Origin of the sequence: Streptococcus mitis, assembly GCF_002096895.1 — a bacterium.
GTDB lineage: Bacteria > Bacillota > Bacilli > Lactobacillales > Streptococcaceae > Streptococcus > Streptococcus mitis_AH.
The window spans coordinates 26,174-50,833 of record NZ_NCVI01000016.1 but is presented as its reverse complement, the minus strand read 5'-3'; the positions used below and the strand labels follow the sequence as shown (position 1 = coordinate 50,833).

General features: G+C 39.0%; 29 protein-coding genes and 2 pseudogenes. 21 read left to right on the top strand and 10 right to left on the bottom strand.

Annotated features, from left to right (window positions below; genetic code table 11):
* Positions 1-22 precede the first annotated feature (22 nt).
* The 4 genes from grpE to dnaJ all read left to right on the top strand — a co-directional run bounded on the left by grpE (position 23) and on the right by dnaJ (position 4,718).
* Positions 23-547 carry a nucleotide exchange factor GrpE gene (gene grpE, locus B7697_RS01545; protein WP_000046038.1) on the top strand — a complete coding sequence of 175 codons (525 nt, stop codon included), beginning with the start codon at positions 23-25 and terminating at the stop codon, positions 545-547.
* A gap of 269 nt (positions 548-816) precedes the next feature.
* Positions 817-2,640 (top strand): molecular chaperone DnaK, encoded by a 1,824-nt coding sequence (dnaK, locus tag B7697_RS01540; protein WP_000034661.1) that lies wholly within the window; start codon positions 817-819, stop codon positions 2,638-2,640.
* A 111-nt stretch (positions 2,641-2,751) separates the two neighbouring features.
* The gene (locus B7697_RS01535) at positions 2,752-3,384 is read left to right on the top strand and encodes a DJ-1/PfpI family protein (protein ID WP_084949993.1); all 633 of its coding nucleotides are present in this window, start codon (positions 2,752-2,754) and stop codon (positions 3,382-3,384) included.
* Between the two features lie 197 nt (positions 3,385-3,581).
* Positions 3,582-4,718, top strand: coding sequence for a molecular chaperone DnaJ (dnaJ, locus tag B7697_RS01530; protein WP_084949991.1), 1,137 nt, complete (start codon positions 3,582-3,584; stop codon positions 4,716-4,718).
* Positions 4,719-4,778: 60 nt separating this feature from the next.
* On the opposite strand, the gene B7697_RS01525 is transcribed toward dnaJ, so the two are convergent.
* From B7697_RS01525 to B7697_RS01515, 3 genes are all read right to left on the bottom strand, one after another.
* Positions 4,779-5,456, bottom strand: a complete 678-nt coding sequence (locus tag B7697_RS01525; protein WP_080977203.1) for a hypothetical protein — start codon at positions 5,454-5,456, stop codon at positions 4,779-4,781.
* A 61-nt stretch (positions 5,457-5,517) separates the two neighbouring features.
* Entirely contained in the window at positions 5,518-5,805 is a 288-nt protein-coding gene (locus tag B7697_RS01520) for a hypothetical protein (RefSeq protein WP_084949990.1), read from the bottom strand.
* A 9-nt stretch (positions 5,806-5,814) separates the two neighbouring features.
* On the bottom strand, positions 5,815-6,225 hold the full coding sequence (locus B7697_RS01515) for an HIT family protein (RefSeq protein ID WP_084949988.1): 411 nt from the start codon (positions 6,223-6,225) through the stop codon (positions 5,815-5,817).
* Positions 6,226-6,292: 67 nt separating this feature from the next.
* Here B7697_RS01515 and B7697_RS01510 point away from each other — a divergent pair, with 67 nt between their 5' ends.
* Together B7697_RS01510 and B7697_RS01505 are read left to right on the top strand one after the other, a co-directional pair.
* A complete protein-coding gene (locus B7697_RS01510; RefSeq protein WP_050251578.1) occupies positions 6,293-7,024 on the top strand; it encodes an ABC transporter ATP-binding protein in 732 nt (243 codons plus the stop codon).
* On the top strand, positions 7,021-8,070 hold the full coding sequence (locus tag B7697_RS01505; protein ID WP_084949986.1) for an ABC transporter permease: 1,050 nt from the start codon (positions 7,021-7,023) through the stop codon (positions 8,068-8,070). Before B7697_RS01510 ends, B7697_RS01505 begins: the two co-directional genes overlap by 4 nt.
* Positions 8,071-8,131: 61 nt before the next feature.
* Here the strand turns inward: B7697_RS01505 and B7697_RS01500 are convergent, their stop codons facing one another.
* A complete protein-coding gene (locus B7697_RS01500; RefSeq protein WP_084949985.1) occupies positions 8,132-8,461 on the bottom strand; it encodes a helicase BlpT in 330 nt (109 codons plus the stop codon).
* 276 nt (positions 8,462-8,737) lie between these two features.
* Here B7697_RS01500 and B7697_RS01495 point away from each other — a divergent pair, with 276 nt between their 5' ends.
* Genes B7697_RS01495 through B7697_RS01485 form a run of 3 tightly spaced genes read left to right on the top strand, consistent with a single transcriptional unit; the run spans position 8,738 to position 11,172 of the window.
* Positions 8,738-9,076: a LytTR family DNA-binding domain-containing protein gene (locus tag B7697_RS01495; RefSeq protein ID WP_033684769.1), complete on the top strand. Its 339-nt coding sequence runs from the start codon at positions 8,738-8,740 to the stop codon at positions 9,074-9,076.
* A gap of 4 nt (positions 9,077-9,080) precedes the next feature.
* Entirely contained in the window at positions 9,081-9,818 is a 738-nt protein-coding gene (locus B7697_RS01490) for a response regulator transcription factor (protein WP_084949983.1), read from the top strand.
* Between the two features lie 13 nt (positions 9,819-9,831).
* Positions 9,832-11,172 (top strand): sensor histidine kinase, encoded by a 1,341-nt coding sequence (locus B7697_RS01485; protein WP_084949981.1) that lies wholly within the window; start codon positions 9,832-9,834, stop codon positions 11,170-11,172.
* A 44-nt stretch (positions 11,173-11,216) separates the two neighbouring features.
* On the opposite strand, the gene blpC is transcribed toward B7697_RS01485, so the two are convergent.
* Genes blpC through blpA form a run of 3 tightly spaced genes read right to left on the bottom strand, consistent with a single transcriptional unit; the run spans position 11,217 to position 14,954 of the window.
* Positions 11,217-11,372, bottom strand: a complete 156-nt coding sequence (gene blpC / locus B7697_RS01480; RefSeq protein WP_049521285.1) for a quorum-sensing system pheromone BlpC — start codon at positions 11,370-11,372, stop codon at positions 11,217-11,219.
* Positions 11,373-11,428: 56 nt separating this feature from the next.
* Positions 11,429-12,790, bottom strand: coding sequence for a peptide export ABC transport accessory protein BlpB (blpB, locus tag B7697_RS01475; protein WP_049521284.1), 1,362 nt, complete (start codon positions 12,788-12,790; stop codon positions 11,429-11,431).
* 10 nt (positions 12,791-12,800) lie between these two features.
* A complete protein-coding gene (blpA, locus tag B7697_RS01470; RefSeq protein ID WP_084949980.1) occupies positions 12,801-14,954 on the bottom strand; it encodes a peptide cleavage/export ABC transporter BlpA in 2,154 nt (717 codons plus the stop codon).
* 364 nt (positions 14,955-15,318) lie between these two features.
* On the opposite strand from blpA, the pseudogene B7697_RS09145 reads away from it, so the two are divergent.
* Positions 15,319-15,399, top strand: a pseudogene (locus tag B7697_RS09145) (IS200/IS605 family transposase); the annotation flags it as partial.
* A 127-nt stretch (positions 15,400-15,526) separates the two neighbouring features.
* Here B7697_RS09145 and B7697_RS01460 read toward each other — a convergent pair.
* The 3 genes from B7697_RS01460 to B7697_RS01450 all read right to left on the bottom strand — a co-directional run bounded on the left by B7697_RS01460 (position 15,527) and on the right by B7697_RS01450 (position 16,867).
* A complete protein-coding gene (locus tag B7697_RS01460) occupies positions 15,527-15,742 on the bottom strand; it encodes a hypothetical protein (RefSeq protein ID WP_084949976.1) in 216 nt (71 codons plus the stop codon).
* Between the two features lie 11 nt (positions 15,743-15,753).
* Entirely contained in the window at positions 15,754-15,969 is a 216-nt protein-coding gene (locus B7697_RS01455) for a hypothetical protein (RefSeq protein ID WP_084949974.1), read from the bottom strand.
* Positions 15,970-16,510: 541 nt separating this feature from the next.
* Positions 16,511-16,867: a hypothetical protein gene (locus tag B7697_RS01450; protein WP_084949973.1), complete on the bottom strand. Its 357-nt coding sequence runs from the start codon at positions 16,865-16,867 to the stop codon at positions 16,511-16,513.
* A gap of 383 nt (positions 16,868-17,250) precedes the next feature.
* On the opposite strand from B7697_RS01450, the gene B7697_RS01445 reads away from it, so the two are divergent.
* From B7697_RS01445 to nusA, 11 genes and pseudogenes are all read left to right on the top strand, one after another.
* Complete coding sequence (locus B7697_RS01445; RefSeq protein ID WP_084949971.1) at positions 17,251-17,469, top strand: Blp family class II bacteriocin; 219 nt, start codon at positions 17,251-17,253, stop codon at positions 17,467-17,469.
* Between the two features lie 51 nt (positions 17,470-17,520).
* Positions 17,521-17,890, top strand: a pseudogene (locus tag B7697_RS09505) (immunity protein).
* Between the two features lie 161 nt (positions 17,891-18,051).
* Entirely contained in the window at positions 18,052-19,089 is a 1,038-nt protein-coding gene (locus tag B7697_RS01435) for a DUF6568 family protein (RefSeq protein WP_084949970.1), read from the top strand.
* Positions 19,090-19,395: 306 nt separating this feature from the next.
* The gene (locus B7697_RS01430) at positions 19,396-19,629 is read left to right on the top strand and encodes a ComC/BlpC family leader-containing pheromone/bacteriocin (RefSeq protein WP_000379956.1); all 234 of its coding nucleotides are present in this window, start codon (positions 19,396-19,398) and stop codon (positions 19,627-19,629) included.
* Between the two features lie 31 nt (positions 19,630-19,660).
* On the top strand, positions 19,661-20,350 hold the full coding sequence (locus B7697_RS01425; RefSeq protein ID WP_084949968.1) for a CPBP family intramembrane glutamic endopeptidase: 690 nt from the start codon (positions 19,661-19,663) through the stop codon (positions 20,348-20,350).
* Between the two features lie 40 nt (positions 20,351-20,390).
* Entirely contained in the window at positions 20,391-20,639 is a 249-nt protein-coding gene (blpZ, locus tag B7697_RS01420) for an immunity protein BlpZ (protein WP_084949967.1), read from the top strand.
* 29 nt (positions 20,640-20,668) lie between these two features.
* Complete coding sequence (locus B7697_RS01415) at positions 20,669-21,280, top strand: CPBP family intramembrane glutamic endopeptidase (RefSeq protein ID WP_084949965.1); 612 nt, start codon at positions 20,669-20,671, stop codon at positions 21,278-21,280.
* 161 nt (positions 21,281-21,441) lie between these two features.
* The gene (gene ccrZ / locus B7697_RS01410; protein ID WP_000363005.1) at positions 21,442-22,236 is read left to right on the top strand and encodes a cell cycle regulator CcrZ; all 795 of its coding nucleotides are present in this window, start codon (positions 21,442-21,444) and stop codon (positions 22,234-22,236) included.
* Positions 22,233-22,868, top strand: a complete 636-nt coding sequence (gene trmB / locus B7697_RS01405; protein ID WP_084930052.1) for a tRNA (guanosine(46)-N7)-methyltransferase TrmB — start codon at positions 22,233-22,235, stop codon at positions 22,866-22,868. Before ccrZ ends, trmB begins: the two co-directional genes overlap by 4 nt.
* 125 nt (positions 22,869-22,993) lie before the next feature.
* Positions 22,994-23,473, top strand: a complete 480-nt coding sequence (rimP, locus tag B7697_RS01400; RefSeq protein WP_000338691.1) for a ribosome maturation factor RimP — start codon at positions 22,994-22,996, stop codon at positions 23,471-23,473.
* A gap of 43 nt (positions 23,474-23,516) precedes the next feature.
* The gene (nusA, locus tag B7697_RS01395; protein ID WP_000032274.1) at positions 23,517-24,653 is read left to right on the top strand and encodes a transcription termination factor NusA; all 1,137 of its coding nucleotides are present in this window, start codon (positions 23,517-23,519) and stop codon (positions 24,651-24,653) included.
* The last annotated feature ends 7 nt before the right edge of the window (positions 24,654-24,660 follow it).

The following is a 24,660-nucleotide window of genomic DNA, read 5'->3' as shown; positions in this document are numbered from 1 at the left end:
GAAATCATTAAAGGAGGCGAAAATGGCCCAAGATATAAAAAATGAAGAAGTAGAAGAAGTCCAAGAAGAGGAAGTTGTGGAAACGGTAGAAGAAACAACTCCTGAGAAGTCTGAATTGGACTTGGCAAATGAACGTGCAGATGAGTTCGAAAACAAATACCTTCGCGCTCATGCAGAAATGCAAAATATCCAACGCCGTGCCAATGAAGAGCGTCAAAACTTGCAACGTTATCGTAGTCAGGACTTGGCAAAAGCGATTCTCCCTTCTTTGGACAACCTTGAACGTGCACTCGCAGTTGAAGGTTTGACAGACGACGTCAAAAAAGGATTGGAGATGGTGCAAGAAAGCTTGATTCACGCTTTGAAAGAAGAAGGAATCGAAGAAATCGCAGCTGACGGCGAATTTGACCATAACTACCACATGGCCATCCAAACTCTCCCAGCAGACGATGAACACCCAGCAGATACCATCGCCCAAGTCTTCCAAAAAGGCTACAAACTCCATGACCGCATCCTACGTCCAGCCATGGTAGTTGTGTACAACTAGGCGATTCTGACGGTTGTAACATACATAATAGAAAACTTGTCCGAAACGACAATAAACTATGAAAGAAAGATAAAATATATTTGGCTTTGCAATAGTGAGCGAAGCGAACCAAAGACGATACTCTTCGCCGTGGCGCTATTTGCGCAAACTTTGAGACCTTAGGCTCAAAGTTTAGTCAAAGAGATTGACGAAGTCAAGCTCTGACGGCGTCGCCACTTAAGAAGAGTATCAAAAAGAAAAAAAGAAGATAAATTTAAGGAGAAAAACACATGTCTAAAATTATCGGTATTGACTTAGGTACAACAAACTCAGCAGTTGCAGTTCTTGAAGGAACTGAAAGCAAAATCATCGCAAACCCAGAAGGAAACCGTACAACTCCATCTGTAGTCTCATTCAAAAACGGCGAAATCATCGTTGGTGATGCTGCAAAACGTCAAGCAGTTACAAACCCAGATACAGTGATCTCTATCAAATCTAAAATGGGAACTTCTGAAAAAGTTTCTGCTAACGGAAAAGAATACACTCCACAAGAAATCTCAGCTATGATTCTTCAATACTTGAAAGGTTATGCTGAAGACTACCTTGGTGAAAAAGTAACCAAAGCAGTTATCACAGTTCCTGCTTACTTCAACGACGCTCAACGTCAAGCCACAAAAGACGCTGGTAAAATCGCTGGTCTTGAAGTAGAACGTATCGTCAACGAACCAACTGCAGCAGCTCTTGCTTATGGTTTGGACAAGACTGACAAAGAAGAAAAAATCTTGGTATTTGACCTTGGTGGTGGTACATTCGACGTCTCTATCCTTGAATTGGGTGACGGTGTCTTCGACGTATTGTCAACTGCAGGGGACAACAAACTTGGTGGTGATGACTTTGACCAAAAAATTATCGACCACTTGGTAGCAGAATTCAAGAAAGAAAACGGTATTGACTTGTCTACTGACAAGATGGCAATGCAACGTTTGAAAGATGCAGCTGAAAAAGCTAAGAAAGACCTTTCTGGTGTAACTTCAACTCAAATCAGCTTGCCATTTATCACTGCTGGTGAAGCGGGACCTCTTCACTTGGAAATGACTTTGACTCGTGCGAAATTTGACGATTTGACTCGTGACCTTGTAGAACGTACAAAAGTTCCAGTTCGTCAAGCACTTTCAGATGCAGGTTTGAGCTTGTCAGAAATCGACGAAGTTATCCTTGTCGGTGGTTCAACTCGTATCCCAGCCGTTGTAGAAGCTGTTAAGGCTGAAACTGGTAAAGAACCAAACAAATCAGTAAACCCTGACGAAGTAGTTGCTATGGGTGCGGCTATCCAAGGTGGTGTCATTACTGGTGATGTCAAAGACGTTGTCCTTCTTGATGTAACACCATTGTCACTTGGTATCGAAACAATGGGTGGTGTCTTCACAAAACTCATCGACCGCAACACAACAATTCCAACATCTAAATCACAAGTCTTCTCAACTGCGGCAGACAACCAACCAGCCGTTGATATCCACGTTCTTCAAGGGGAACGCCCAATGGCAGCAGATAACAAGACTCTTGGACGCTTCCAATTAACAGATATCCCAGCTGCACCTCGTGGAATTCCTCAAATCGAAGTAACATTTGATATCGACAAGAACGGTATTGTGTCTGTCAAGGCTAAAGATCTTGGAACTCAAAAAGAACAAACAATTGTGATCCAATCTAACTCAGGTTTGACTGACGAAGAAATCGACCGCATGATGAAAGATGCAGAAGCAAACGCTGAAGCAGATAAAAAACGTAAAGAAGAAGTAGACCTTCGTAACGAAGTAGACCAAGCAATCTTTGCGACTGAAAAGACTATCAAGGAAACTGAAGGCAAAGGATTCGACGCAGAACGTGACGCTGCCCAAGCTGCCCTTGATGACCTTAAGAAAGCTCAAGAAGACAACAACTTGGACGATATGAAAGCAAAACTTGAAGCATTGAACGAAAAAGCTCAAGGCCTTGCTGTTAAACTCTACGAACAAGCCGCAGCAGCCCAACAAGCTCAAGCAGGAGCAGAAGGCGCGCAAGCAACAGGAAACGCAGGTGATGACGTCGTAGACGGAGAGTTTACGGAGAAATAAAATAGTCCAGTGGACTATTTTATCCCGAGATTGAAAATCAGGCAAGTATAAGAAGAAATCCAGAGGTTGCAACCCAGCCTCTGTTTTTCGATAAAATAGAGGATGTTGCGTATGAAAAAAGTACTTTGTGTCATTTATCCTAATTTTTCTCTTTATGAGATAAGCGCTTTAACGAGTACTTTAGCTCTGTCTTTTGATATCACGATTGATTATGTAGCTTCAGATCATTTGATGGTGGTCTCTGAGGATGGTTTGCCCTGTCAACCGACGAAAACATTGGCTCAAATCCGTATAGAAGATTATTCTTGTGTGATTTTGCCAGGAATGGTAAATATAGGTCCTACTCTACAAGATGAGAAATTGATCTCGTTTTTGAGAAGTCTTGATGAGCAAGATATCCTAATTGCAGCCATTTCTTCAGCGCCCCTTTTATTGGCGAAAGCAGGCTTGTTGAACGACACGAAATTTACAGGTGGAATTTGGCAAAACTTCTTTGACTATTTTGAATTTCTTCCACGTGAGAATTTTCAACCGAAAGTTCTTGTCCAAGATAAACAAATCATTACGGCTATTGGTTTTGCACATCAAGAGTTTGCAAGAAAAGTGATTTTCGGTTTAGGGTTGGCAGAGAATACGGACAATTATTTTAAAGAACAGAACGAGTATGCTGAAGAGGATTTGATATTTACTCTATCAGATGAAGAGTTTAATCAAGTGAAGCAGAGTATAGAAAACAGCCTCTAAAGATTTACATGAAAATTATAGAAAGGAACAAAGAGTGTTCGTAACTGAACACGGGTTCCCAAATTTCTTACTCAATATAAAAGAAAGGAATTGAACCCGACCTAAATTCTCGGAAAAAAGATAAATCTGTCTAGGAGCATCGCTCCAGCGTCAGATTTCCTATTTTTCAGTCGAATTTTACGGTCTTGGTATCTTGTATGAACAATACTGAATTTTATGATCGTCTGGGGGTGTCAAAAAACGCTTCGGCAGACGAGATCAAAAAGGCTTATCGTAAGCTTTCGAAAAAATACCACCCAGATATCAACAAGGAGCCTGGTGCTGAGGAAAAGTATAAGGAAGTTCAGGAAGCTTATGAGACTTTGAGTGACGACCAAAAACGTGCTGCCTATGACCAATACGGTGCTGCTGGAGCCAACGGTGGTTTTGGTGGAGCTGGTGGTTTCGGCGGTTTCGATGGGGCAGGAGGCTTCGGTGGTTTTGAAGATATCTTCTCAAGTTTCTTCGGAGGAGGCGGTGATTCACGCAATCCAAATGCTCCTCGTCAGGGGGATGACCTCCAATACCGTGTGAATTTGACCTTTGAAGAAGCTATTTTTGGAGCTGAAAAAGAGGTTAAGTACAATCGTGAAGCAAGCTGTAGTACTTGTAATGGCTCAGGTGCTAAGCCAGGAACAAGTCCAGTCACTTGTGGACGCTGTCATGGTGCTGGTGTCATTAACGTCGATACACAAACTCCTCTTGGTATGATGCGTCGCCAAGTAACCTGTGATGTCTGTCACGGTCGCGGAAAAGAAATCAAAGATCCATGTACAACATGTCACGGAACAGGGCATAAAAAACAAGCCCATAGCGTACATGTGAAAATCCCTGCTGGTGTGGAAACTGGTCAACAAATTCGCCTAGCGGGTCAAGGTGAAGCAGGATTTAACGGTGGACCTTATGGTGACTTGTATGTAGTGGTTTCTGTGGAAGCCAGCGATAAGTTTGAACGTGAAGGAACCACTATTTTCTATAATCTGAACCTCAACTTTGTCCAAGCAGCTCTTGGTGATACAGTAGATATTCCAACTGTTCACGGTGATGTTGAATTGGTTATTCCAGAGGGTACTCAGACTGGTAAGAAATTCCGTCTACGTGGCAAGGGAGCACCGAGCCTTCGTGGCGGTGCAGTTGGTGACCAATACGTTACCGTCAATGTTGTAACACCGACAGGCTTGAATGACCGCCAAAAAGCAGCCTTGAAAGAATTCGCAGCTGCAGGTGATTTAAAAGTCAATCCAAAGAAAAAGGGCTTCTTTGACCATATTAAAGATGCCTTTGAAGGAGAATAACACAAAAAGAGCCGTTGGGCTCTTTTTACTTTATTCTTTGTAATGTTAGCATTGGAACAATCACTCATCGGCTGATTTTCTATCAGACCTTTGCTTGAGCAAGCCAGCTGCATCCATATCTTGGATGAGTTGCTTGATTTCCGCTTCTTTACCAGGCTTAATGGTAACGGTATCAATATGGTTGATTGCAGAGTTATCCTGAATATCCACTAAAGTCAAGGCTTTTTCATAGAATGCAATTCCCTTTTTTAGACTTTCCTGATCCTTCCAATATAGAACTGAGTAATCAGGATTTGGTTTCTTTCCGATTTCTTGTAAATAATTCCTACTTTCCTTCTTTAAAAATTGCAATAAACCATGATTGAACAAGTTATCCCCTACTTTATAGTAGGAGATATCTCCAGTCTGTAGGACATAGACTTCGAGTTGGTTTTTGGTGAGATTTGGACTTTCTTTTAAGACGGGATGGCTATTGATGACCTCATCTGAGAAAGTAACATAAAAATTTAAGCCCCCACCCTCGTATTTATATCTTCCATTTGATTTTACTTTCTTAGGAGGCATGTCAAGGGAGGTAAAGATTTGTTTGAGGGCGTTATTTCCCTTGTGAATGTCAATCGGTGAGGCTCTGAAGGCAAAAAACAGTACTAGAAATGCTAGGACCGCAAGAAGGCTAAGGCAACCACAAGGGATTAGGATGATCTGTGCCAGAATTTTAAAAAACTGTTTCATTTTCATTCCTCTTTTTTGTTTGACCCTGACAACCTAAAATAGATTTAAGGAAAGTTCATGGCTCTTTTTACTTATCTTCGATTTCCTGTGTTTCTTTTATCACAGCTAATCTAGTCTGGATATCTTTTTCCAAGACCTTAAACTTGTAAGTCAGGTCTTCTTGGTATTCCTTGATGAGTTCTTTTTGTTGGTCGATGATTTGCAGGCTGTTTTGGATAATATCCACATCATCCTTGATAGCTTGAACGCGGTCAGTGGTATTCAAGACTTCATCTGTGATGGTTTGACGATTTTTTGTGAGCAGATAACTTCCAGTTGCAGCTCCTGCAAATAGCAGTAGGTTGGATAATTTCATGGCAACTCCTTAGGCGTTTTTGATGGTTTCAGCGACTTGAGCAAGTTTGTCAAAGTCTGGTTCGTGGGCGATAAAATCAATCTTGAGGTCATCGTCCGAACTGTAGCGAGGCACGAGGTGAACGTGGGTATGAAAGACTGTTTGACCAGCGATTTCTTCACAGTTGGCAATGATATTCATGCCAGTAGCCTTGGTAGCTTTCATGACTTTTTGAGCAATTGTTGGTACTTGGGCAAAGAGTTGGCTGGCGCTCGTAGCGTCCATCTCCAAAAGATTGCGATAGTGTTCTTTTGGTACGACCAAGGTGTGTCCTGGTGTCACTTGAGAGATATCAAGAAAGGCAAGCACCTGCTCATCTTCATATACTTTTGAAGCAGGAATTTCCCCTGCGATGATTTTACAAAAAATGCAATCTGACATAAAATCTACCTCTACTGTATTGAATTTTGATATAATATAGCTACATTATACCAGATTTGGAGAAAATATGTTAGAAATTAAAAACCTGACAGGTGGCTATGTTCATGTCCCTGTCTTGAAAGATGTGTCCTTTACCGTTGAAAGTGGGCAGCTGGTTGGTTTGATTGGTCTCAATGGTGCTGGGAAATCGACGACTATTAATGAGATTATCGGTCTCTTGACACCTTATAGTGGTTCCATCAATATCAATGGCCTGACCCTGCAAGAAGATGCGACTAGCTACCGCAAGCAAATTGGCTACATTCCTGAGACACCTAGCCTGTATGAGGAATTGACCCTCAGAGAGCATATCGAAACGGTTGCTATGGCTTATGGTATTGAGCAGAAAGTGGCTTTTGAGCGAGTAGAGCCCTTGTTAAAAATGTTCCGTTTGGACCAGAAATTAGACTGGTTTCCTGTTCATTTTTCAAAAGGGATGAAGCAGAAGGTCATGATTATCTGTGCTTTTGTGGTGGATCCAAGTCTTTTCATTGTGGATGAGCCTTTCCTTGGTCTCGATCCGCTAGCTATTGCGGACTTGATTCAGCTTTTGGAAGTGGAAAAGCAAAAGGGTAAGTCCATTCTCATGAGTACCCACGTGCTGGATTCGGCTGAGAAGATGTGTGATGCCTTTGTCATTCTTCACAAGGGAGAGGTGCGTGCCAAGGGTAATCTCCTGCAACTGCGCGAAGCCTTTGATATGCCTGAGGCTAGTTTAAATGATATTTACTTGGCTCTGACCAAAGAGGAGGAGCTATGAAAGACTTGTTTTTAAAGAGAAAGCAGGCTTTTCGTAAGGAGTGTCTTGGTTATTTGCGCTATGTTCTCAATGACCACTTTGTCTTGTTCCTGCTTGTCCTGCTGGGCTTTCTAGCCTACCAGTACAGTCAACTCTTACAACATTTTCCTGAAAATCATTGGCCTATCCTTTTGTTTGTAGGAATTACCTCTGTTTTGCTTTTGCTTTGGGGAGGAATTGCCACCTATATGGAGGCTCCAGACAAGCTCTTTCTCTTAGTTGGAGAAGAGGAAATCAAGAGCCATCTCAAACGTCAAACTGGCATTTCCCTAGTCTTTTGGCTCTTTATCCAGACCCTTTTCTTGCTGTTATTTGCGCCTTTATTTTTAGCAATGGGTTATAGCTTGCCAGTTTTTCTGGTCTATGTGCTTTTATTGGGAGTAGGAAAATATTTCCTCTTTCGTCAAAAGGCCAGCAAATTTTTCACGGAAACTGGACTGGACTGGGACTATGTCATTGCCCAAGAAAGTAAGCGCAAGCAAGTCTTGCTTCGTTTCTTTGCCCTCTTTACGCAGGTCAAGGGAATTTCAAACAGCGTCAAACGTCGTGCCTATCTGGACTTTATCCTAAAGGCTGTTCAGAAGGTACCTGGGAAGATTTGGCAAAATCTCTATCTGCGTTCTTATTTGCGAAATGGAGATCTCTTTGCGCTCAGTCTCCGTCTGCTCCTACTTTCCTTGCTAGCGCAGGTCTTTATCGAGCAAGCTTGGATTGCGACAGCGGTGGTGGTTCTCTTTAACTACCTCTTGCTCTTCCAGTTGTTGGCCCTCTATCACGCTTTTGACTACCAGTATTTGACCCAACTTTTTCCACTGGACAAGGGGCAAAAGGAAAAAGGCTTGCAGGCGGTAGTCCGAGGATTGACCAGTTTTGTTTTACTTGTGGAATTAGTTGTTGGGTTGATTACCTTCCAAGAAAAACTAGCCCTTCTAGCCTTACTAGGAGCTGGTTTGGTTTTAATAGTCTTGTACCTACCTTATCAGGTGAAACGTCAGATGCAGGATTAAAACTTGCTTATATGGCACTAAAAAGAAGTTGAGTTCAGTTTGTCTCAACTTCTTTTATTTTCTACAAGATAATGGTTGGTCCGTAGAGACTCAACTTGGTCTTGACTTGGTCAAAGTGGAAGCGGTCATAGGCCCGCCAAGCGGCGCGAGTTGGAGCATCTGGATCAAGAGCGCTGAGTCCCATGAGAAGACTGGAAGTCTGGTAAAATTTTTCCAGTTCAATCAAGACTCGATTATCCACTGTTTCAGCCTTGGCTAGAAAGCCAAGAATAGAGTTTAATTGCTCTTGAAAGCTGACGTCGTCAGCGGTTGCCTGTTTGCATGCTTGATAGGCTTTGTTTAAGTCAGTAATCAAAGTCTGAGCTCTTTTGATAGGGTCTGTATCTGTCATGAGAATTTCTCCTTTAATCTGGGTGCCAGTCTTGTTTCTAGCAACTGTGTTTTGATACTGTCAGTTTATCACTTTTATCTCCTTTTTCACCATCAAATCTTTAATTGTTCTTGAAATTTCCTGAATGGTACTGTTAAGATTTTATGATAAAATAGTGGTAAGCCCATCATGATGTTGTAGAAAAATAATCCTTTTAGGAGCTTTCAAAGACTGTTTAGGATTGGGTGTGCTTGTGCTAGACCTTTTCTGTTATTCTTTTCTTAGGAGGAGAATCCAATGAAACATATGATTATTCAGACACAGAAAACAGTCTATAAAGTAAACGTCGACGATATCTACTATATCCAAACACATCCAACTAAAGCCCATACCGTACAGATTGTTACAGAAGAAGCTAGCTTTAATATGGTTCAAAATTTAAGTAATCTTGAGAACCAATATGGGGAAACCTTGATGAGATGTCATCGAAATTGTTTGGTCAATCTTGATAAAGTAAAATCGATTGATTTTCAAGAAAGAATCCTTTTTCTTGGAGAAGAAGGTCAATACGCTGTCAAGTATGCCAGACGTCGCTATAGAGAAATTCGTCAAAAATGGTTGAAAGAAGGAGAGTAAGAAGATGAGAATATTTGTTTTAGAAGATGATTTTTCCCAACAAGCTAGAATTGAAACGACGATTGATAAACTTTTGAAAGAACATCATATCATTCCTAGCTCTTTTGAGGTCTTTGGCAAGCCAGACCAACTGCTGGCAGAGGTGCATGAGAAGGGAGCACATCAGCTATTCTTTTTGGACATTGAGATTCGAAATGAAGAGATGAAGGGTCTGGAAGTGGCTAGAAAGATTCGGGATAGGGATCCTTATGCCTTAATCGTCTTTGTGACGACTCACTCGGAGTTTATGCCCCTCTCCTTTCGCTACCAAGTGTCTGCTTTGGACTACATTGATAAGGCCCTTTCGGCAGAGGAGTTTGAGTCTCGGATCGAAACAGCCCTTCTCTATGCCAATAGTCAAGATAGTAAAAGTCTGGCGGAAGATTGCTTTTATTTTAAATCAAAATTTGCCCAATTCCAGTATCCTTTTAAAGAGGTTTACTATCTCGAAACATCGCCCAGAGCCCATCGTGTTATTCTCTATACCAAGACAGACAGGCTGGAATTTACAGCGAGTTTAGAGGAGGTTTTCAAGCAGGAGCCTCGTCTCTTGCGGTGCCATCGCTCTTTTCTCATCAATCCAGCCAATGTGGTTCGTTTGGATAAGAAAGAAAAACTTCTTTACTTTCCCAATGGTGGAAGCTGTATGATTGCGCGTTATAAGGTCAGGGAAGTGTCTGAGGCTATTAATAACTTACACTGAGCTAGGAGAATTTATGAATATTGCTTGGATATTATTGTATACACTCATTACTAATGTGCTAGAAATTGTCATTTTCTTTAAGGTAGATGGAATTGGTCTCACTTTTGAGAGGATTTTTAAGGCCTTTCTTTTTAGGATACTGTTGGCCGTTGTTTTTGTAATGATTAGCTATATAGTAGGAAATACTTACCTATCTTATTTCACGAACCCCTTGTACGGCATAGGCTTGTCTTTCTTATTGTTAAGAGGGTTTCCTAAAAAACTCCTTTTCTTTTATGGTCTCTTTCCAATGATATTGGTGAATCTCTTTTATAGAGGTCTTTCTTATTTTGTGCTTCCATTTTTGGGACAAGGGCAAGTACATGATGATTACTCTTTGATTTGGTTGTGTATAATAATTTTCAATTTCTTCATTTCTCTAGCCTTTTTGAAATGGTTGGACTATGATTTCACTAGCTTGAGAAGGGAGATTCTTGATACAGGTTTTCAAAAGTCCCTGACTAAAATTAACTGGATAATGGGGGCTTACTATTTGGTGATACAAACTCTGTCTTACTTTGAATATGAGCAAGGTATTCAATCAAAGACTGTTCGCTATCTCATCCTAGTGTTTTACCTCCTCTTTTTTATGGGGGTTATCAAGAAATTGGATACCTATTTGAAGGACAAACTCCGTGAGAGACTGGACCAAGAGCAGACCTTGCGCTACAGAGATATGGAACGCTATAGTCGACATATAGAGGAACTTTACAAGGAAGTACGGAGCTTTCGCCATGACTACACCAACCTCTTGACCAGCTTACGTCTGGGCATTGAAGAGGAGGATATGGAGCAGATAAAAGAGGTCTATGGCTCCGTCTTAAAGGATTCCAGTCAGAAATTGCAGAACAATAAATATGACCTTGGTCGATTGGTGAATATTCGTGATAAATCCCTCAAAAGTCTTCTAGCAGGGAAATTTCTAAAAGCCAGAGATAAGAACATAGTCTTTAATGTCGAAGTTCCTGAGGAGATTCAGGTAGAGGGGATGAGTTTGCTTGATTTTCTAACCATTGTGTCTATCCTTTGTGACAATGCTATTGAAGCCAGTGCAGAGGCCAGTCAACCTCATGTTTCAATCGCCTTTTTAAAAAATGGAGCACAGGAGACCTTTATCATCGAAAATTCCATCAGAGAAGAGGGTATAGATGTTTCTGAAATCTTCTCTTTTGGAGTTAGTTCTAAAGGAGAGGACCGAGGTGTTGGGCTCTATACCGTCATGAAAATTGTGGAAAGTCATCCCAATACCAGTCTCAATACCACCTGTCAAGATCAAGTTTTTCGTCAGGTGCTTACTATGATACCTACAGAATGATGAAAAAAATAAGACCGAGAGTTCTTGTTACTCGGTCTTATTTTTTATAGTTGTATTGGATGATGAAGTCCTTTCGTATTGTTACGCTTAATTATATTAAGGTCGTATAAGATATCTTCCCACCATCCTCCACCTGTAATTTGATTGAGTTCGGTAGTTGTTAGTTCTTGAAATGAAGTTAGGTTTTGTTTCTTATCCATGTTATGATTCTCCTGTTTTATAAGATAATAAATAGTTATAGAGTGTTATCTGAAAATTAATCAGAATGGGTTAAGATTTTATCTTTGAAATAATCAAAATATGTTTTCTTTGCAGTTACACTAGTGACGCGACCTTGTAAGCCATATTGGATGAGTTTACTATCCTCATTAGATAGTTTTGCAAGAGCGGTTAATTTAAAGAGATTACCTTGCTCTGTTCTGGTAGGAGTTTGATCAATTGTCTGGAGTTGACCGATGATGGTAATGCCGTGATTTCCAATCTTCTCCAGTTTTAATCTTACAGTTTGTCCTTTATCTAGTAGAGGTAGATAGTCAGAAGATACGTAGTAAGTGATTAGTACTTCTCTTGTATCTGTGATGACAGGGAATATTTGAGCAATTTCTGTACCAGTTGGAATTCTATTTTTACCTTCAAATTCGCTGTTCAGATGAACGATTCCTTTACTTGGAGAGGTTAAAGTATTATTTTCCAAGCGCTGTGTCGCTTGATCTAGTTGTACTTTTAATTCTGTTAATTGATTCTCCACGGTCAGTTGTTGCTGAGAAGCTGTCTGTAAAAACTGAGTGCGGAGTACTTCAATTTTGGTTGCTAAACTATTATCATAAGTTGCTACACTTCCGATACCAGCTTGCTGAATTTTGAGGCTTGCGATAGATGATTCAAGACCTGCAATACTTTGATTAATTTGAGATAAAAATGGCTCTTCTGCAGTTCCTTGTGTTTGTCCTTGTGAGGCTACAAGATAACGATTCAAAATTGACTGGTGTGGATTGCCAGTTGGTAAGCGTGCTCTGTTATTTATGATAGCATCTCTCAGCTCTTGATATTCTCCAATCTGTTGTTGAACTTTTGTAATTTCTTGTTCGATGGCTGATGAACTGCTATTGGCAAGATTAGCTTGATTTGAAACCTCAGTGTTAGTCTTTGTAATACCCAGTTCAATATCATGGGATTGTTTAGTAAAATTCATAAAGGTATTATGGTAGCCAAACTCATCCTCACCAGAAAAAAGATCAGTCGCTTTCTCTAAGCTTTGTTTCAAAATTCCAAGTCCTTCTTTTTGCTTCTCAAGTCTTTGTAATTGAGTTTCTAAGGCAGTTTTCTGACTTTCTTCCATTGTTTCAGAGTATTTGATGAGTAAGTCACCTTTTTCAACTACTTGATTTGCCACTAAATGATTAGCAAGGATAGGATTATCACTGGTTGACTGAATAGATGCAATGACACTTGTAGGGGTGATTTCTCCTTGGGAAGTAACAGTAATTTCTTTTGTGGCAACAAGGGAGAAAATCAAGATGAAAGTAAACAGTAATGAAAGAGGTATAATTAACACTGTCGCATAGTTATGGTAACGTCTCTGATAAAACTCGACGCTTCTAAAAAGATTAGGATTCATGACATTCTCCTTATTTATTGAATAGATGATGGTAGAAGCCTTGCTCCTGCATTAACTCTTGGTGACTACCAACTTCAATGATTTTCCCCTGGTCAAGAACAATGACACGGTTAGTTCGTTCGGCTATACTGAGACGATGGGCTACAAAGAGAATGGTTTTATCAGTTAGGGACATAAGATTATCTATAACTTTTTTCTCAGTCAAGACATCAAGACCGCTAGTAGCTTCATCTAGTATTAGAACAGGAGCTTTAGTTAAAAGAGCACGAGCGAGAGCGATTCGTTGCTTTTGTCCTCCTGATAGACCAGCTCCATCAGAGAGCTGAGTTTGATAGCCCATAGGCATTCTTTCAATGTCTTGACGGATTTCAGCTAATTCACAAGCTCTTAGAATATCTTCTTGGCTAATCATATGATTACCGCCCAAGGTTAAATTTTCCAAGATAGAGCCATTAAAGATATAGGCTTGTTGGGGTAGGTAATTAATATGACGGCGCAAGACTTTTTTATCAATGTTTTTAATATCCTGATGATTGATGGAAATATGTCCTTTGTAGGGTTCAAAGAAATTGACAATCATTTTGGCTAAAGTTGTTTTACCAGAACCACTAACTCCAACTAGGCTAACCTTATCTCCTTGTTTAATCGTGAGATTAATATCTGTTAAAGTATCTCGTCCAAAACCATACTTATAAGAAAGGTTATCAAATTCAATATCGCCCATCAAAAAATGTGAATGAACAGGGTTTTCTGGGGCTTGGAACTCAGATTCGACTAGATAGACTTCGTTTAAACGGTTATTAGCGACCTTCGCAGATTGGAGTTTGGTTTGGAGGTTGATAATATTTTCCATAGGAGTTGTAAAGTAAGAAAGAAGTGTATTAAAGGTAATCAGCTGACCGATAGAAATTTTACTCGACATGACTAATTGAGCGCCAAACCATAGGATAAGGATATTTAGAACTAATTTTGTTCCCTGCTTTAAACTCGTTTGTAAAATAGAATATTTACTGAGCTTAAAGGATTTTTCCAGATAATCTACAAATTCGCTGTCTATATTTTGATAGCGATTTTCTTCACTCGTAAGCGACTTTATAGTTTCAATCCCGTTGATATCTTCGATAATAGCAGAGCTAACCATAGAATTACTTTGCATGACATCATGGTTCATTTTTTCGAAAGGCTTCATAAAAGAAAAGATGATGACCATGTATATAGGAATGGAAATAAGAGAAAGAAGGAAGAGATTAGGGTTTTGTGCCAGTAAGACGCCCCCTACAAGAATCAGAATGGAAACATCCAGAAAAAGAGAGAGAATAGTAGAAGCCAAGGCATCTATAATAGAGTTAGCATCTGTGAACCGTGAAATGATTTCTCCTGTCCGACGTGTCGCAAAGAAAGACATAGGAAGTTCAAAAATATGGCGAATATAGGATAAAATCACATCAATACTTAATCTCTGGCTCAGAACAGTTAGGAGATAATCTCTGGAGAAGCCCATGACTTGTTGGAGGATATAAGTGATAACTAGACCAACTGAGATGATTCCTAAAGTTGATTTCATCTGATTTGGGATGTATTCATCCAAGATTCCTTGGAGATAATAAGAACCACCTATATTGATAATAGTGACCAATAAGCTTGAGAGAACAATGTAAGTAATGAGAGATTTTTGTTTGAAAATCAGAGGAAGGAAGCTTAGTAGACCATTCTTTTTATCTTTATGGGGTTGATAGCTGGGTTTGGGAGCTAGAAAAATAGCTACTCCAGTCCATTCAGAGAAAAAGCGTTCTTTTGACATTTTGGTGATTTTTACAGAAGGATCAGGATCACCAATAATCAGATAGTCTTTCTTTGTTTGATAGACAACATAGTAATGTTGGAGTTTTCCTTCTTTGTTAACGTGAACGATAAATGGATAGGGGACATCACTCATGTCAAAGAGAGTTTTATCTGCTTGAACAGGTCTTGTTTCAAAGCCCATTTCATCAGCGGCTTTTACAATGCCAAGAGCAGTCGTCCCTTCTTTATTGGTCTTTGCAAGTTCTCTCAAGTGAGCTAGAGAAAAATCTGAACCATAGAATTTAGCAATCGAGGCTAAGGCAGCAACACCGCAGTCTCTAGCATCTATTTGAGGAACAAATGTACGTTTATAAGAAGTCATTGGCAATTCCTTTCATTTTCATATAGTAGATAGGTATATTATGCCATAAAAATAAGTTCATATTTTATGAAATCTTGAATAGTCATTGAAACTTCCTGAATGGTAAAAAAGTTGGGTAGAAAATGAAGAAAATATTGCAACAATAAAACGCAATGTAAAGTTTTTGTGTACTGATATTATGCGTTTTTTCTTATATTCAAGCTTTTTTGTCTAGATTTTTTTAAGTATTTCAGGTGATATGAAATGAAGAATTAGGTGTGTGAAATCCGATTATAGGGAAATAAATGAAGCTACAATTAAGAAATGTAGTCAAGATTAAAGAAATTATCCAGTGGATGATTTCTTCACGAGTATGAAAATTTGAGAACGAGTAAAGCATGATATAGAAATAGATAAATTGAGTGTAAAAGAATATGAGGATCCCTTTAGGGATAGTGGTAAGTAATACTAAAGCCTCTTTGAGAGGCAAGTGACGAGTCAAGAGCAATAATGCTTGAACAAAGTGAAAGCCAGCGTCTTTAGGCGCTGGCTGGTGATTTGGGCTTATATAACTTTCTAAATCATATGTATCTTTAATCTCCGTTTAAATATAAAGCAGTGCAATTATATCCCGTTAGGAAGCCAAAGCCTGCTGCAGAAACTAGCGCGACACCCCAACCAATGGGACCTGTTATTGCTCCTACGCCAGCTATCGTACCTAGCGCACCACTCGCTGATAGCATGCAGTCGGATACATTTCCTCCACCGACAACTTCTTCAAGAAAGTTTTCATTAATTTCCATTAACATTATAGTTCCTCCTAATTACCTTTATAATAGAGTGAAGTACATGACCAACCTGTAGCGAAGCCAGCAGTACCAGCTGCTCCACCTAGCGCAGCTAGTGCTAACCACCCTGTTGGACCTGTAGCAGCAAGTCCAATTACTAATGCTGAAGCGACAATTCCGTTTACACAGTCATTCACATTTCCTCCACCGGAAATTTCTTCTAATTTATTAAAATTTAATTCTAACATATTTACTCCTTGTTCTTGCGTTTAATTTTAAAAAGTCCTATTATGGATAGAGTTATCGTAGTTATTGAAGCTAAGCTGGTAAAGACAAATACTTTTGTTTTTAATCCAATAGAAAATAGTAATACACCATAAAAAATATTTGATACATAATAAATCTTATTTTTAACGACACTCACCTCTGAACATAGATTTTTGTCGTGTTGCAACTTTGACAAGTTTAGTATAGCATTGTTTTTTAAAATTTTTTATTCAAATCTTGAATTGTCATCGAAACATCTTGAATTGTAAAAAAGAAATTAAAAAGCAAGTAGGAAAAATACACTTGTCCTATAGAAACTACTTCGTATGAAATAAAAGACTTGTTTGATGACTATTGGAAGAAAGATTAGGCGGCCAAAAATTGAATTTTTAAAATTCTAACTTAAACATAGTTTTTTAGTATTGGTATCTTTAAATCAGCTAAAACAATTCATAACAACACCTGTATATTATGGTTCAATACGATACCGAACAAGTATATAGTATTAAGAGGTCTTAAACGTTATTTCTGTCTGTTCTGATAGATTCTCATGATCGCAATAAGAATACCGGCTGTCCCACTTGCCAAAAATAGGAGGGTAATGATAATGTTGAGAATTTCAGGCGTACTCCCTATTCTGTTGATAAGACGGAGTAGAGATATAACTGTCAACTGAACCAGGAGTATTGATTCTACATTTACCAATGAAGTCAGTTGGTTTTCAACTGCATATAAAAAGGCTGGTAGCAAAACACAGGCTATAGCAATCACAAACAGGTTGCTCCCCGTTTCTTCTCCCTTGTTCACCACGGAAATCATGAGAAGATTCGATGCTATAATCAACGTAGAACAGATGATAAAAAAAGATTTCTTATTCATATAGGACACCTCATATACTATGGTATTTTAGTTTGAACCCAAGAAATATTCTTCAAACTACTGTAACACCATCTCGCCGTAAAGCAGTACTGTCTGTGACTAGCTTCCTAGTTTTCTTCAAATACTGATTTTTTATTGAAGACAAGAAAGGTAAGCTCATTAATCATTATAGCAAAAAACAATGATAACATATATTATTTTTCGGTTTATGAATGATATTCGTTACTTTGGTAAGGAGAAAGTTTTTACAATTCAAGATGTTTCGATGACAATTCAAGATTTGGATGAAAAACTTTAACAAATAGTGCTATACTGAAATTGTCAAAGTTGCAACAGGACAAAAATTAAAAATAAAAAAGGAGTATTTGTCATGAATACAAAAAATGATGGAACAATTTGAGATTATGGATACTGATGTGCTTGCTTGTATTGAAGGTGGCGGTTGGATAAAATGTGGACTCGGTGTAGTTGGAGGTGCATTGACTGGAGGAGTTGCTGGTGGTGCTGTGGGCACTGTAACGCTACCTATCATTGGTACTGTATCTGGAGCTGCTGCTGGTTTTTGGGGCGGAGCGGCAACGGGTGCTGCTACATTCTGTTAAAAATCGCTCTTCATTACTAAGCTGAATTTAGTTGGAATGGAGTAAATAATTATGAACAAGAAAAAGATAGTTTCAACTATAGTATTTTTAGTATTTATTATAATGTCAGTGGCTAATTTTTTTAGAGACTTAACCCCATTGCTATTCATTTTGAATATTATTGGCCTAACTTGTTTTTTAGTGTTAACATACATTAGCATAAAAGACATGATCTTAAATAGAAGTAAATGATGATTTGGTTAGTCCTAGAACCAATCAACTCATGTTCATCGGCTTGACAGGCTTTATGTCTATTATTTGTTTGTATAGAGGTATCATAGCAACAGAAGCCTACCAACAAATAATCGCCTATATTGGCGCTGTTCTCTGCTTAATTATCATGCTTCTGCTTATGTGGGGCTTGAAGTATTATAAAAAGTAGAGCTTAATGAAGTATAAAGGGGTAAGTGTTTTCGAAATACTTACCCTTTTATAATGAATTTTTTTGCAATTCAAGATGTTTCGATGACCATTTAAGATTTATATGAATTTGTAATCTTAAATAAGGTAAGATAAAGATAACAAATGTAAAGGAGTATTCTTATGAAGAAACAAAATATAAAATCGCTATTGCTTGTACCACTTGTATTTGCATCTATTACTACGGGTGTTGTATATGCAGAAGAGCAGCCTACTACTTCATCTATTCAGGCGAATGATAGTTCTGTTGTGGTACCAGATTTGCCATCGGCTAAGGAAAAGGTGGAGCATAAACCTGCTGTTGTAACCCCAGAAGAGTATGAGAAGAATGTTACGGACTTTAAAAAGATAGATATTGAAGCTGTACGTCAATCTTTTACAGAGGATCAATTGGAACATACTATTTATTTTGGTAGAAAAACTTGCTCTCATTGTCGTCAATTTTCTCCTGAATTGAAAGAATTTAATAACTTGATTGAAAAGAAGTTAGAGTATTATGATTTGGATGGTAAGGATTTTGATGGGGAAGCGAGAGAGTTTCTATTTAAAAAAGTCGGTATTCCAGGAACACCAACAATTTTGTATTTAAAAAATGGACATCCGATATCTGGATGGGTTGGTGGCGGAGCAACTGCACAACAGGTGTATGATTATATGTACTCGAGAAACTCACCTAAGCAAACGGAGACAGTGAAATCTTCTGAAGAGACAGTAACTGAAAGTGTCCGTGATGAGAAAACCAGAAATGACAGCATGAGTATTAGTGACAAAGTTGTGAGTGACAGCAAAGGTATGAGTGATGAAAAAAGAACCGAAATGAAAATATCCAATGATAATCCCAATTCTAATAGTGAAAATAGTGGGAAAGTGGAGAGTATAAACTCAACTTCTAAAGCTAAAACTACTCAATCTGGCAATTTAGCAATGTTGGACAATAAGAATCAATTGGAAACTCCCAAACCTATTTTTGATGTTGCTCAAGAAAATAAAACTCCTTCAACTGATGTTAAGGGGACTGATTATGTAAGCGAATCTATTGCTTCAAATGAAAAATTATTACCGAAAACAGGCGAGGAAGAAAGTTACCAACTGATTAGACTAGCTGTCGCGTTTTTTATGGCTTCTATAATGATTAAAGTGAAACAAAAAATTCATAAATAAAAATAGATGGTAAACAGGTGAAATGATACTATTTGTTTGTAATAACATATGGCTAGAATTTGCCTATAGACAAGAGTGAGAAGATAGGTGTATTTATTTTATATATAAAAGATTATAACTGTATATGAAATGAATGGTAAAAGGTAAAGTATTTCCGAAATGCTTTCTTTTTCGACTATTTTAACGCCTCAAGATGTTTTGATGACAATTCAAGATTTGATGAAAAAAATTAATAAACGATGATATACTAAACTTGTCAAGGTTGCAACAGGACAAAAATTAAACATAAAAAAGGAGATATTCGTCATGGATACAAAAATGATGTCACAATTTGCAGTTATGGATAATGAAATGCTTGCTCGTATAGAGGGTGGGGATGTATCTGATATTTATAGAGGGTACGCTAATCAGGTAAGTCCATTCGGTTCTTACCCTCCTATATTAAAAAATTCAGGTCCTTTTCCAGTAAGTGGTTACTGCCCGCGCGGTTATCATGACCGTGGTTATATAGGAGCAGGTTTTCATTTATGTGGAATATAGGCTGAAATACAAGAAATGAGGAAGAATTTCTATGAAAAAGTATCAACTTCTATTAAAAATAAGTGCAGTTTTCTCTTACTTATTTTTCGTATTTGGTCTTTCTCAGATGACGCTTATTGTTCAAAATTATTGGCAATTTTCTTCCCAGATTGGCAATTTCGTCTGGATTCAAAATCTCTTGAGTTTGCTATTTAGTGGAGTCATGATTTGGATTCTGTTTAAGACAGGGCACGGCTATCTTTTTCGCATTCCGAGAAAAAAATGGCTTTGGTATTCGATTTTGACAGTATTAGTGCTAGTGCTCCAGATCTCTTTTAACGTTCAGACATCTAAACATGTTCAGTCAACTGCTGAAGGTTGGGCTGTATTGATCGGTTATAGTGGGACCAACTTTGCCGAGCTAGGTATCTATATAACTTTGTTCTTTCTGACTCCACTTATGGAAGAGCTGATCTATAGAGGATTACTGCAACACGCCTTTTTTAAGCATTCGAGATTTGGCCTTGATTTGCTTCTTCCGTCAATTTTATTTGCTCTTCCTCATTTTTCAAGCCTACCTAGTTTGTTAGATATTTTCATCTTTGCAACAGTTGGAATCATCTTTGCCGGTTTGACCCGCTATACCAAGAGTATTTATCCATCCTATGCGGTGCATGTGATTAATAATATTTTCGCAACATTACCATTTTTGCTGACTTTTCTACATAGAGTCTTGGGGTAAAAAAACCAAGGCTTGCTTTTCAGCCATAGAGGAGGTCATCATGTATAAACACTTATTTTTCCTAGATTCCAAAACCTTAGATTGGTTGACACCTTATATTCTGGTCTTGGCTTCTGACACCATTGCTTTTAATGTTTTTGTGCTAACCTTTGTATCTGTGGTGGTCTTTTATTTCCTAAATCCCATGTTATCTTTAATGGCTATCTTCTTAGGGGGTGGTTATGTGGTCGTATTTTGGATACTCAAATGGTTTGTTTTGGAAAGGCTAGAACTAAAGAATGACGTGTAGGAAGTCTGTTTGGTGGGGAGGATAATTTTATGAAGTTTTTTGATAAATTTCATGCCTTTTGTTTTGGATTTTTAGTACTACTAATCGTCATTACAGTTCCTTATACGATTAACCACGGGGATTTTTTTCAAAATGAATCTGAATTGATTATTGTAAGTCTTCTTGTAACCTCGCTGAGTGTTACTTATGCTAGAAAGTTTGAAATGGTTTCTTTTGGGATGTTAAGCAAGAAACAACTTTTGCTTTTCATTGCAATCTTTTTTCTAAGCGTTCTTGAGACGCTAGTTTATATTCATTTCTTCGCTGTTTCTTCTGGAGCAGGAGTTCAACACTTGGCGGAAGTCAGCAGAGGAATTTCCCTGTCTTTGATTTTGACTTCCTCAGTTTTTGGCCCCATCCAGGAGGAACTCATTTTCAGAGGACTTCTTCAAGGTGCGGTTTTTGACAATTCTTGGTTAGGGATTGTACTGACTTCCTCTCTCTTTTCTTTTATGCATGGACCTTCTAATGTCCCTTCGTTTATTTTTTATCTACTTGGGGGCTTGTTACTGGGCTTTGCTTATAAAAAGAGCCAAAACCTATGGGTTTCTACTCTAGTTCACATGTTTTACAATGCTTGGCCACTCTTATATTATTTATAAAAATTATGAAAGGTAAGTAGAAGACGGTGCTTACCTTTTTCTTTCTATAGGGATATCCCAAACCAATCCAGAGGCTTTTCTTTGAGAATCGGGTGTGGAGCGGTTGACGAATAGGCCAAAAACTAGTAGAATAGTAAGGAAACTTTATACGGAGGAAAGAAATGGATTTGGGTGATAATGAGCTAACACTGACTCCCATACCTGGGAAAAGTGGCAAGGCTTATATGGGTAGCTATCCTGATGGGAAGCGCATCTTTGTAAAAATGAACACCTCTCCAATCCTACCTGGTCTAGCTAGAGAACAAATTGCTCCACAATTATTATGGAGTCGCCGTTTGGCAGATGGGCGTGATATGTGTGCTCAAGAATGGTTGACAGGCAAGATATTGACCCCCTATGATATGAATCGTAAGCAAATCGTCAATATTTTAACCCGTCTTCATCGCTCACGTCCGTTGATGACACAGTTGAGTCGGTTGGGATATGCCATGGAAACACCTGTAGATTTACTACAGTCTTGGCAGGAAACTGCTCCAGATGCTTTGCGTAAAAATCATTTTATCAGTGAAGTGATGGCTGATTTACGTCAGACTATTCCAGGATTTAGAGAGGACTATGCGACCATTGTCCATGGAGATGTACGACATAGTAATTGGATTGAGACAGATAGTGGCTTGATTTATTTGGTAGATTGGGATTCGGTTCGTTTGACCGACCGCATGTTTGACGTGGCTCACATGCTCTGCCATTATATTCCAGAACATCAGTGGAAGGAATGGCTGACCTATTACGGATACAAGTACAATCAAACGGTATTGAATAAATTGTATTGGTACGGTCAATTGTCTTATTTGAGCCAGATTTCCAAGTATTATATGAACCAAGATTTAGAAAATGTCAATCGGGAGATCCATGGCTTACGTCACTTCCGAGACAAGTATGGAAAGAGAAGATGAGAGTTAGAAATCGTAAAGGGGCGACAGAATTACTAGAGGCAAATCCCCAGTATGTGGTCCTCAATCCCTTGGAAGCCAAGGGAAAATGGCGGGACTTGTTTGGCAATGATAATCCCATTCATGTGGAAGTTGGAAGTGGAAAGGGAGCCTTTGTTTCAGGTATGGCCAAGCAAAACTCTGACATCAACTATATCGGGATTGATATTCAAAAGTCTGTTTTGAGCTACGCTTTGGACAAGGTTCTTGAAGTTGGAGTGCCTAATATCAAGCTCTTGTGGGTAGATGGTTCTGACTTGACTGACTACTTTGAAGACGGTGAGATTGATCGTTTGTATCTGAACTTTTCAGATCCATGGCCGAAAAAACGCCATGAAAAGCGTCGTTTGACCTACAAGACCTTCTTGGATACCTTCAAACGTATCTTGCCTGAAAATGGAGAAATTCATTTCAAGACGGATAACCGTGGCTTGTTTGAGTACAGCCTAGTGAGCTTTTCTCAGTATGGCATGAAGCTCAATGGTGTCTGGCTTGATTTACATGCCAGTGATTTTGAAGGCAATGTCATGACAGAATATGAGCAAAAATTCTCCAACAAGGGTCAAGTTATCTACCGAGTTGAGGCAGAATTTTAAGAAATAGCCTGAAATCAGGCTGTATAAGTGCTTTTGCTTTACATAAGTAGTAAAAAGTGCTATACTAAGAGTAAGAATATGAAAAGAGAGGCGGGGAAATATCTTCGCCTCTTGCTTATGAGGAGGTGGACGCAATCGCAACAATCGTAGAATTAGTCAGAGAAGTTGTAGAACCTGTCATCCAAGCACCTTTCGAACTCGTGGATATCGAGTATGGAAAGATTGGCAGTGACATGATTCTCAGTATTTTTGTAGATAAACCTGAAGGAATTACCTTGAACGACACGGCAGACTTGACAGAAATTATCAGTCCTGTCTTAGACACCATCAAGCCAGATCCCTTCCCAGAACAATATTTCCTAGAAATCACCAGTCCAGGCTTGGAACGTCCTTTGAAAACCAAGGATGCTGTCGCTGGAGCGGTTGGGAAATACATTCATGTCGGGCTCTACCAAGCCATCGATAAGCAAAAGGTCTTTGAAGGAACCTTGTTGGCCTTTGAAGAGGACGAGTTGACCATGGAATATATGGACAAGACGCGTAAGAAAACCGTCCAAATTCCATATAGTTTAGTATCAAAAGCACGTTTAGCAGTTAAATTATAGAAAAAGAAAGGATAGCTTTTGAGGATTCAAAAGTGAAGAAAACATGAGTAAAGAAATGCTAGAGGCCTTCCGCATTTTGGAAGAAGACAAGGGAATCAAAAAAGAAGATATCATCGACGCAGTAGTAGAGTCGCTTCGTTCCGCTTATCGCAGACGCTATGGTCAATCAGACAGCGTAGCTATTGACTTCAACGAAAAAACAGGTGACTTTACAGTCTATACTGTCCGTGAAGTGGTTGATGAAGTATTTGATAGCCGTTTGGAAATCAGTTTGAAAGATGCTCTTGCCATTAATTCAGCCTATGAACTTGGTGACAAAATCAAGTTTGAAGAAGCACCTGCTGAGTTTGGTCGTGTAGCAGCTCAATCTGCCAAACAAACCATCATGGAAAAAATGCGCAAGCAAACACGTGCCATCACTTACAATACTTATAAAGAACATGAGCAAGAAATCATGTCTGGTACTGTAGAACGCTTTGACAACCGTTTTATCTATGTCAACCTTGGCAGCATCGAAGCCCAATTGTCAAAACAAGACCAAATCCCTGGAGAAGTTTTTGCTTCTCATGATCGTATTGAAGTTTATGTCTACAAGGTTGAAGACAACCCTCGTGGTGTCAACGTCTTTGTTAGCCGTAGCCATCCAGAAATGATCAAACGTTTGATGGAGCAAGAAATTCCAGAAGTTTATGATGGAACTGTTGAAATCATGAGCGTGGCTCGTGAAGCTGGTGACCGTACGAAGGTTGCAGTTCGTAGTCATAATCCAAACGTGGATGCTATCGGAACAATCGTTGGACGTGGTGGAGCGAATATTAAGAAGATTACCAGCAAATTCCACCCAGCTCGTTATGATGCTAAAAATGACCGCATGGTACCAATCGAAGAAAATATCGATGTCATCGAGTGGGTAGCAGATCCAGCTGAATTTATCTACAATGCCATTGCACCTGCTGAGGTTGACCAAGTTATCTTTGACGAAAACGACAGCAAACGTGCCTTGGTGGTTGTTCCAGATAACAAGCTTTCTCTTGCTATCGGTCGTCGTGGGCAAAACGTTCGCTTGGCAGCTCACTTGACTGGTTACCGTATCGATATCAAGTCTGCTAGCGAATTTGAAGCCATGGAAGAAGCTGGTTCGGTAGATTTGGAAGCAGAAAACGATACTGTAGAAGAATAAAAGCTGC